This is a genomic window from Lentiprolixibacter sp. (assembly GCF_982873095.1).
In genome coordinates this window covers 1-8,545 of the sequence record NZ_CEYNTP010000114.1, presented here as the reverse complement: position 1 = coordinate 8,545, position 8,545 = coordinate 1, and the positions used below count along the sequence as shown (strand labels likewise).

Here is an 8,545-nt window from a genome sequence, read left to right as displayed (position 1 = left end):
TGGGTCTGCAGAACGGTGATACCCTCTTCTTTAAATGCCTTATTCAACTCCTCCCTTATACCGGGTTTGGTTTCTGGGAATATATCGAGTCCTTCGAGAAGGGCTGACATATAGAGCCCACTGCCCCCGACGAGTATTACCTGTGGATATTTCTCAAAAAGCTGGCTAAGCAATATCAGCGCATCCTGCTCGTACCTGCCCACAGAGTAGGAGGTTGCTATACTTATATGCTGTATAAAATGATGGGGGATACCCTTCCTTTCTTCCTGTGACGGTACTGCGGTACCAATGGTCATTTCCTTGTAAAACTGCCTTGAATCTGAGGAGACGACTTCTGTTTCGAAGTATTTGGCCAGGGAAACAGCAAGGGCCGTTTTACCAATAGCTGTTGGGCCTATAACCGTTATTAAATGGTTGCTCATGGTAGGGGGCTGCCACAATGGAAGCAGTAATGGGCCGAATCTTCATGTTCCTCGGCATGACAACTTTCGCAGATACGTTTTCCGTCTGCAGGGGCATTTTTACTTTTCTGTTTGGCAAATTCAACAGTTACGATCCCAGTGGGTACAGCAATAATACCGTAACCGATAATCATGATCAGTGTGGCGATAAACTGACCCAGTCCGGTTTGTGGGGAGATGTCCCCGTAGCCGACGGTCGTTAAGGTAACAATGGTCCAGTATACACTGTGGGGAATGCTGTTGAATCCGTTTTCCGGACCTTCTACCAGGTACATGATGGTTCCTAATAGAATAGATACGATCAGTACAAAGAAGACAAAAATGAAGATTTTGGTCCTACTGGCATTAAGGGCCCTCAAGAGGTTATTGGACTCTCCTACGAATCGAACAAGTTTTAAGATTCGGAAAACACGTAATAACCTGAGTGCCCTCAAGGCCGCAAAATACTGGGATCCTACAACCAGGTAAGATAGGTATTTTGGGATGGTAGAGAGGAAATCGATAACACCAAAAAAACTGAATATGTATTTGCTGGGTCTCTTGATACAAATGATCCTAAGGATATACTCTATGGTGAATAGAATGGTGACGACCCATTCTGAGATATCCAGGAAACCGTGAAACTGATCGTCGAACCTGGGTACACTTTCCAGCATCACGATAATGACACTGTAGAGAATAACTATGAGCAATACAATATCAAACAACTGACCGGCAGGGGTGTGGGTGCCGTAGATGATCTCGTGCAGTTTAAATTTCCAGTCTTTTTTATATGGATGTTCTCCTTCCACGGTATTCAGTTCAACTCAACGATCCTCAACACCTTCTTTTCCTGTAAATAGGTGCTGATGATCCTACCCGTGGCGGGACTCCCTTCCATGGGTGTAATGATGGATTCTAAGATATGAATATTATTTATTTGGTGATTTAGGTTATAGAACCCAAGTCCCCTGAAAATTCCATTTTTTAGCAGTATCGCGCTGCGTTCCCCAACATCCCGTCCTTTGTCGATCAACAAAACACTGTTCTTCCCAAGGTCGATATCCTGATAATGCCCCGTAACAATCCGGTGAAACTCCTGGATTTCAGGGTATTTTTTTTTACCGGCATTGTATTTGGGTCGGTTAACATGTCGCTCTTCCTCCGCTTTGAGTCGCGCAATAAGTTCACTCCCGGTAATTTCCCAGGTAACTTTCCGCGTTTCCTTCTGAATGGTTCGGGCCCAGGCACCACTATTGGTAAAATGCTGGTTGACCCTTTTTTTAATATTTGTACTGTTCCCCAGAAATATCAATTCTCCGTCTTTGTTGTACATGTAGTACACCCCTGTTTCCGAGGGCATTCTCTCAACAATGTCAAGTTGCCTTGGGCTTAATTCTCCAAGACTTTCGGCACGAATCACCTCGCGAACAATACTTTTGTCCGAATCCTTGGAGAGCAGTAATTTAAAGAGTTGTAAGGTAGCCAGGGCATCTCCGTTAGCCCGGTGTCTGTCACTTACCGGTATGCCCAGCGACCTCACGAGTTTTCCCAGGCTGTGGGATTCAGCATCTGGAATAAGTCGCTTCGCCAGATGTACAGTACAAAGGGTTTTACGTTCAAAGTTGTAGCCCAAACGGCGAAACTCCGTTCTTAGAATACGGTAATCAAACTGGGCATTGTGGGCTACCAGTACACTATCCTGGGTGATCTCCACAATCCTTTTGGCAACCTCGTGAAATTTAGGGGCAGAGGCCAGCATTCGGTTGTTTATTCCCGTAAGCTTAGCGACAAAAGGTTGAATATCGCGCTCCGGATTTACCAGGCTTATGAAACGGTCCACCACCTGATGGCCATCAAATTTATGAATGGCTATTTCTGTAATACCTTCTTCATCGTATTTGCCTCCCGTACTCTCAATGTCAATTACGGCATACATAAAATCACTCCTGTTACTGGAAATTTAAAACATAACTAATTCCTTGCCCCAAAGATACTGCTTCCAATCCTTACCATAGTGCTGCCTTCCTCTATCGCCACTTCGTAATCTCCACTCATACCCATGGACAGGACTTCCAGCTGAGGTATCTTGGGCTGTATCTGATCAAACAGTTGCTTTAAACCCTTGAATTCTCTTCTAACCTGCTGCATATCATCCGTAAAGGTCGCCATGCCCATAAGCCCCTTTACTTCCACATGATCCAGCTTTTGGATTTCCCCAGTGCTAACCAAATTCACTATTTCGTCCTCGCTGAAGCCAAATTTTGAACTCTCCTCCGCGATATGCACCTGCAGCAGGCACTGTAGCTTTCGCTCGTTTTTTCTCCCTTGCTTATCTATCTCCTGCAACAATTTCAGGCTGTCCACCCCATGGATAAGATGTACAAAGGGGGCCATGTACTTAACTTTATTCCGCTGAACATGCCCGATCATATGCCATTCGATATCTTTTGGTAGGTTTTCCCATTTCTCGACCATTTCCTGTATACGGTTTTCTCCAAATATTCGCTGACCGGCACGGTACGCCTGCATGATCTCTTCAACAGATTTGGTTTTTGAGACGGCAACAAGGGTCGCCTCCCCGGGGATATTAGCTTTTATACGATTTAGATTTTCTGCTATCGACATAAAAATTGTAATTCCATGAATTTATTCGCCTTTTCGCAGGTCCTCCACGGTTTTGGCCTCCAGGGAGAAGTGGGAAAAGACGTGTTGTGCCGGACCCTCGGACGGGCATTGGGCCTCCAGGCCAATTTTTGCAGTACTGTGATCAGGCATCGCTGCTAACCTCGCCAACCGGTAATCTTTGCCGTTGGTTGACCAGTGCATGGCATATATTTCCCCTTTGCGAATCATTTTTAGCCAGAGCGTTTTATGTTCACTGAGGATGGGGCCATTAGCGTCGTCCGATACGCCGCGGGTTACGACGCTTACAATACTAGGGCCTGTGGCATCTGAGTTTTCAAAGGCAAATTTGATCCAGTTTTGGTCATCTAGGTGCAGCATAAGTGCGCAGGCGTTCCATACGGAACCAAAATTAGGACGCACCTTGGTGATGGCTACAAAATCCCCCTGCACCTCCATGTAGAAATAAGGAGCGTTTGCAGCGGAGGTCTGATCTTCCGGATTGATGAAGAAATCGGTTCCCTTTTCAGCAGTAACAGATAAGATTCCCTCCGATAAAATGTAGTGCTCAGGAGGATTCATCCAGTTGAACTCCCCCAGCGCATCCTTGCTGATATCCATAAGGTAATTGGTCCCTGTTGGGAGTGCAGTTTCCTGTCCCCACACAACACCAGAGCTGCAGAGCAGGAAAATCAGGAAGGCTGTCCCGGTCTGGAGACGTACTGAAAAGTATTTACCTAAGCGTATCATATGCATGTATTAATCAGGTAATGTATCGGCGAGGTCATAAACGGTAAGCCCACTTCTAAGTTTGGGCTCAATATAGGTGCTTTTAGGAGGCATCACCAGGCCTTCGTCTGCTATGGCCTTGATTTCCTCCATGTTTACCGGAAGCAGTCCAAAACCCACCATAAACTGGCCGCTGTCAATGGCATCCTTCATCCGAAGTACATTGTGTTTACCATACCCATATTGAATGCGCTTGTCGTTCCTAAGGTCTTTGATGCCGAGGATGGGTTCCAATACAGTGGTGTAGAGGATTTGGGTATCCAACCTACTTAAGGCATCAGTAAACGTATATGTCCTTTTTCGAAGGTACAGGGAATAGAACTCCCCATCCAGGTACATGCTGAAATGGTGTTTCTTGCCCGGTTTATACAGCTCATTTCCAATCCGCTTGATACGAAATTTTTCATCCAGCCGAACCAGGAACTCTTTTTTTGTAAGTCCGTTAAGGTCTTTTACCATCCGATTAAATTCGAAAATCCGGATCTCCGATTCTGGAATGAGGTAGCTCATGAAGTAGTTGTATGCCTCTTGCCCTGTGTGCTTTGGATTTTTTTCTTTTAAGTTATTGGCCAGCAAACAGGAGGAAGCACTTCGATGGTGGCCATCGGCGATATAGATGGAACTTATTTTTGCAAATTCGCTCTGGATCTTTTGAATCTCAGCAGGATCAGTCAGCACCCACAAACTGTGTGTAATCCGGTCCGGACTGGTAAATCGGTAATCCGGCTGCCTCTCCACCTCCTTATCCAACAGGGCACTGACAGACGGATGATCCTCGTAGGTCATCAGTACAGGTTCCGCTTCGAATTGTACAATTTCAAGGTAGTTAGCAAACAATTTTTCCCGTCTTGCAATGGTGGCCTCATGTCTTTTTATAAGCCCATTTTCATAATCCCCCACACTTGTCGCACAAAAGAATCCGGTACATGAATAGCCATTTTTTTCTACGCGATATACGTAAAAGCCCGGGGCTTCGTCCTTGATGAAGATCTGGTCTTCCAGGAACTCATGGTAGCGGTTTCGTACGAGTCGGAAGCGCTCTTCACCTGAAACCTTTTTATCATATTTGAATCCCGGATTGATGATATGGAGAAAGGAAAAGGGATTAAAACTAAGGATGGCATCCAATTCCTTTTTTGAGTATTCCTCGTAGGATCGCGATGCCACAAAGGCTACCTTGTCTGCTGCAGGCCTGATGGCTCTAAATGGTTTTATCAACGCCATTTTAGTCCCTGAATTGCTTTGCCACAACCTCTGCTTTGCGCGATTCACTGTAATCGTAAAATCCCTCTCCGGATTTAACGCCCAGTTTTCCAGCTGTGACCATATTCACCAATAAAGGGCAGGGGGCATATTTTGGGTTTTTAAAACCGTCATACATTACGTTAAGGATAGAAAGACATACGTCCAGCCCAATAAAATCAGCAAGCTGTAGGGGACCCATGGGATGGGCCATTCCCAGCTTCATTACGGTATCAATTTCAGTTACTCCTGCCACACCGTGATAAAGGGATTCTATGGCTTCGTTGATCATGGGCATCAGGATGCGGTTGGCTATAAATCCGGGATAATCGTTTACTTCAGTAGGTATTTTGGAAATTTTCCGGGAGAGTTCCATGATGGTGTCCAGTACTTCCTCAGAGGTACTGTAACCCCGGATCACTTCTACCAGCTTCATAATCGGTACGGGGTTCATAAAGTGCATCCCGATTACCCGGCCCGGGTTCTGTGTGGCAGCCGCTATCCTTGTAATGGAAATGGAAGAGGTATTAGTGGCCAGAATAGTACTGGCATGACAAATGGAATCGAGTTGATTGAAAATTTTGAGTTTAAGATCCACATTTTCCGTGGCCGCTTCAATGACCAGGTGTCTGCCCTTTACCCCTTCTTCCAGGGAGGTAAAGGTGGTAATCCGTGCAAGGGTAGCGGTTTTATCCGCTTCGGTGATTTTTTCTTTGGCCACCATGCGGTCCAGGTTGCGCGCAATAGTTGCCACGCCCTTCTCCAGTGCGGCATTGTCTATGTCTATAAGGTTGGTGGGATACCCATGTTGTGCAAATACATGGGCGATTCCATTACCCATGGTTCCTGCACCAATCACGGCAATTTCCTGTATCATAACTATGGTTTTTGAAATGAATCAATTATCTGGAGGGCTACTTTCAGGGCCTTTGTTCCCTGTTCCAGGGTAACCCTTGGATTTGTATCTTCATTAATAGCCTCTGCGAAGGTCTCTAATTCGTCTTTAATCGCATTATTGGCCTTTATTTCCGGATTTTCAAAATAGATCTGTTTCCGTTCTCCCTCGGCATTTTGCAGGACCATGTCAAAGGCGCCGGGTTCTTCAGGGGCGTCCTTCATCCTCACCACCTCTACTTTTTTTTCCAGAAAATCTACGGAGATGTAGGCATCTTGCTGGAAAAACCTGGACTTCCTCATGTTTTTAAGGGATATCCTGCTGGCTGTGAGGTTGGCCACACAACCATTATCAAACTCAATCCGGGCATTGGCAATGTCAGGGGACTTGCTAATGACCGAAACACCACTGGCGTTTATTTGTTTTACTTCAGCATCTACTACGCTCAGGATAATATCGATATCGTGGATCATCAGGTCCAGGACCACAGGTACATCCGTCCCCCTGGGATTAAATTCTGCAAGCCGGTGTGTTTCTATGAACATGGGGTTGCTGATGCTGTTCTTTATTGCTGAAAAAGCCGGATTAAAACGCTCTACATGCCCAACCTGTCCTTTAACACTGTATTGCTCCTGCAACTCCAACAGCTCCTCAGCTTCATCTAAGGTGTTGGTTATAGGTTTTTCGATAAAGACATGCCTGCCTTTTTCCATGGCCTTTTTCGCACATTCGTAATGAGACAGGGTAGGGGTAACGATGTCTACCACATCTGCTGCCTCTATCAGGGTGTTGAGATTGTCAAAATACCGGTAGCCGAATTCCTGTGCCACCTGTTTGCCGTTGATTTCATCAGGGTCATAAAACCCGATTAATTCATATTTGGAAGATTCCTGAAGCAGGCGAAGGTGGATTTTACCCAGGTGTCCTGCGCCTAACACCCCTACTTTGAGCATGGAAATTTGTTTTGTCAAAAATAGGGGATAAATTCAACATTACCTTGACCCGGGAAGGGGAATCAGTAGGTTCGTTTCGTTCAAATTGATAAATTCGTATTTCAAAAATCAACAACCGTTTGAAGGATACACACAAACATAAGGGGATGCGCAATAAACTGGTTGAGGTTATAACCGCCAAAGGCATTCGTGATAGCAAGGTATTAGAGGCGATACGCGCGGTACCACGGCATTTTTTCATGGATAGTGGATTTGAAGGGCACGCCTATCAGGATAAACCCTTCCCTATTGCTGCTGACCAAACCATATCCCAACCCTACACAGTAGCCCGGCAAACGGAATTGTTACAGCTAAAGCCCAATCAGAAGATCCTGGAAATAGGAACAGGAAGCGGATATCAAACCGCCGTGCTCTTGAAGATGAAGGCCAAAGTATATACCATTGAACGTCAGCTGGAACTCTTTAAGAAAACACGGCTCTTTTTCGAGAAAATGGGATACCGCCCCAAAAAGGTGGTTTTTGGTGATGGATACAAAGGGCTTCCAGAGGAGGCCCCCTTCGACGGGATTCTTGTTACCGCTGGTGCCCCGGAAATTCCCCGTGCCCTTTTGGCCCAGTTAAAGGTAGGTGGCAAACTGGTCATCCCTGTGGGTGAGGACGAGCAGGTCATGACGGTAGTCACTCGCAAGTCAGAAAAGGAATTTGAAAAGAAGGAATACGGGTCTTATCGCTTTGTACCTCTGCTGGAAGATAAGAATTGAAGACCCCGGCTCAGGAGTTGAACTGCTTCTTAATCCGATCCAGGTTGCGTTTTGAATCGCGCTCCTTCAATGTTTCCCTTTTATCATAAAGCTTTTTACCCCGTGCCAGGGCGATCTTAAGTTTTGCCAGGCCCCGTTCGTTAATAAAGAGGTTGAGGGGGATGATGGTAAGTCCTGAAGTTTTAACCTCCTTGTGCAGTTTTCGCAACTCCTGCTTGTTAAGAAGAAGCTTGCGCTCGGCTTTGGGTCGGTGGTTGTAGTGGGTGCCGTGGGCATATTCATCAATTTGCATATTGATGACGAACAACTCCCCCCGATCATTGAATTCACAGAAGCTTTCAGTAATGGAAGCCTTTCCCAGACGGACCGACTTGATTTCCGTGCCAGAAAGGACAATGCCGGCTATGAACGTGTCCAGCAGTTCATATTCGAACCGTGCCTTCTTGTTTTTTATGTTGATGTTCTTCTGCATGCAGGGCAAAAATAAGAACAAAACCGCAATGCTGTTTTTTTATAAAGTTTTTTAAAAACACTCAATTATTGTAAACTTATATGCTTTCTTGCGCTTAATTATAAAAGGTACTATGCGAAATGTAATTTTTGGATTGGGAGTACTGCTACTGATAGGTTGTGGCGGAAAAGAAAAAAGACCAGATGTGCAGGCTATTGTAGACCAGGCTATTGCCATTGCTGGTGGTGAAAATTATCAATCCTCTGTGGTTAGTTTTACGTTTCGGGACAAAGAGTACACAGCAAAGAATACTGCTAAAGGAAAGTTACTGAGCAGGTCCTTTTTACAGGATTCCCTGCAAATTGAGGATATCCTGGAGGGGTCAGCCT

10 protein-coding genes and 1 pseudogene are annotated in these 8,545 nt (G+C 45.5%); 2 read left to right on the top strand and 9 right to left on the bottom strand.

The features are described 5' to 3' along the window. The 8 genes from AC4E7D_RS08220 to AC4E7D_RS08185 form a co-directional block, all read right to left on the bottom strand. Nucleotides 1-422 (bottom strand): tRNA (adenosine(37)-N6)-dimethylallyltransferase (locus AC4E7D_RS08220; RefSeq protein ID WP_490173323.1); only part of this gene is annotated, 422 nt, incomplete at its 3' end. After that, nucleotides 419-1,252 (bottom strand): ion transporter, encoded by an 834-nt coding sequence (locus AC4E7D_RS08215; RefSeq protein ID WP_490173322.1) that lies wholly within the window; start codon nucleotides 1,250-1,252, stop codon nucleotides 419-421. The genes AC4E7D_RS08220 and AC4E7D_RS08215, both read right to left, overlap by 4 nt. A gap of 5 nt (nucleotides 1,253-1,257) precedes the next feature. Beyond that, nucleotides 1,258-2,379: an exonuclease domain-containing protein gene (locus AC4E7D_RS08210; protein WP_490173321.1), complete on the bottom strand. Its 1,122-nt coding sequence runs from the start codon at nucleotides 2,377-2,379 to the stop codon at nucleotides 1,258-1,260. A 35-nt stretch (nucleotides 2,380-2,414) separates the two neighbouring features. Next, the gene (locus tag AC4E7D_RS08205) at nucleotides 2,415-3,068 is read right to left on the bottom strand and encodes a YggS family pyridoxal phosphate-dependent enzyme (RefSeq protein ID WP_490173320.1); all 654 of its coding nucleotides are present in this window, start codon (nucleotides 3,066-3,068) and stop codon (nucleotides 2,415-2,417) included. A 21-nt stretch (nucleotides 3,069-3,089) separates the two neighbouring features. Then, on the bottom strand, nucleotides 3,090-3,815 hold the full coding sequence (locus tag AC4E7D_RS08200; protein WP_490173319.1) for a DUF1349 domain-containing protein: 726 nt from the start codon (nucleotides 3,813-3,815) through the stop codon (nucleotides 3,090-3,092). 9 nt (nucleotides 3,816-3,824) lie between these two features. Continuing rightward, entirely contained in the window at nucleotides 3,825-5,078 is a 1,254-nt protein-coding gene (locus AC4E7D_RS08195) for a DUF1015 domain-containing protein (RefSeq protein ID WP_490173318.1), read from the bottom strand. A gap of 1 nt (nucleotide 5,079) precedes the next feature. Next, nucleotides 5,080-5,970, bottom strand: coding sequence for a 3-hydroxybutyryl-CoA dehydrogenase (locus AC4E7D_RS08190; RefSeq protein WP_490173324.1), 891 nt, complete (start codon nucleotides 5,968-5,970; stop codon nucleotides 5,080-5,082). A 5-nt stretch (nucleotides 5,971-5,975) separates the two neighbouring features. Beyond that, nucleotides 5,976-6,944, bottom strand: coding sequence for a Gfo/Idh/MocA family protein (locus AC4E7D_RS08185; RefSeq protein ID WP_490173317.1), 969 nt, complete (start codon nucleotides 6,942-6,944; stop codon nucleotides 5,976-5,978). A gap of 119 nt (nucleotides 6,945-7,063) precedes the next feature. Here AC4E7D_RS08185 and AC4E7D_RS08180 point away from each other — a divergent pair, with 119 nt between their 5' ends. Continuing rightward, on the top strand, nucleotides 7,064-7,705 hold the full coding sequence (locus AC4E7D_RS08180) for a protein-L-isoaspartate(D-aspartate) O-methyltransferase (RefSeq protein ID WP_490173316.1): 642 nt from the start codon (nucleotides 7,064-7,066) through the stop codon (nucleotides 7,703-7,705). A 10-nt stretch (nucleotides 7,706-7,715) separates the two neighbouring features. Here AC4E7D_RS08180 and smpB read toward each other — a convergent pair whose 3' ends face one another. After that, nucleotides 7,716-8,177, bottom strand: a complete 462-nt coding sequence (gene smpB / locus AC4E7D_RS08175; RefSeq protein ID WP_490173315.1) for an SsrA-binding protein SmpB — start codon at nucleotides 8,175-8,177, stop codon at nucleotides 7,716-7,718. 112 nt (nucleotides 8,178-8,289) lie between these two features. Here smpB and AC4E7D_RS08170 point away from each other — a divergent pair. Continuing rightward, nucleotides 8,290-8,545, top strand: a pseudogene (locus AC4E7D_RS08170) (hypothetical protein); the annotation flags it as partial.

Excerpts from the sequence above, each read along its gene's own strand:
- smpB (WP_490173315.1), bottom strand. The coding sequence starts at position 8,177 with ATGCAGAAGAACATCAACATAAAAAACAAGAAGGCACGGTTCGAATAT.
- AC4E7D_RS08185 (WP_490173317.1), bottom strand. The coding sequence starts at position 6,944 with ATGCTCAAAGTAGGGGTGTTAGGCGCAGGACACCTGGGTAAAATCCAC.
- AC4E7D_RS08195 (WP_490173318.1), bottom strand. The coding sequence starts at position 5,078 with ATGGCGTTGATAAAACCATTTAGAGCCATCAGGCCTGCAGCAGACAAG.
- AC4E7D_RS08210 (WP_490173321.1), bottom strand. The coding sequence starts at position 2,379 with ATGTATGCCGTAATTGACATTGAGAGTACGGGAGGCAAATACGATGAA.
- AC4E7D_RS08200 (WP_490173319.1), bottom strand. The coding sequence starts at position 3,815 with ATGATACGCTTAGGTAAATACTTTTCAGTACGTCTCCAGACCGGGACA.
- AC4E7D_RS08205 (WP_490173320.1), bottom strand. The coding sequence starts at position 3,068 with ATGTCGATAGCAGAAAATCTAAATCGTATAAAAGCTAATATCCCCGGG.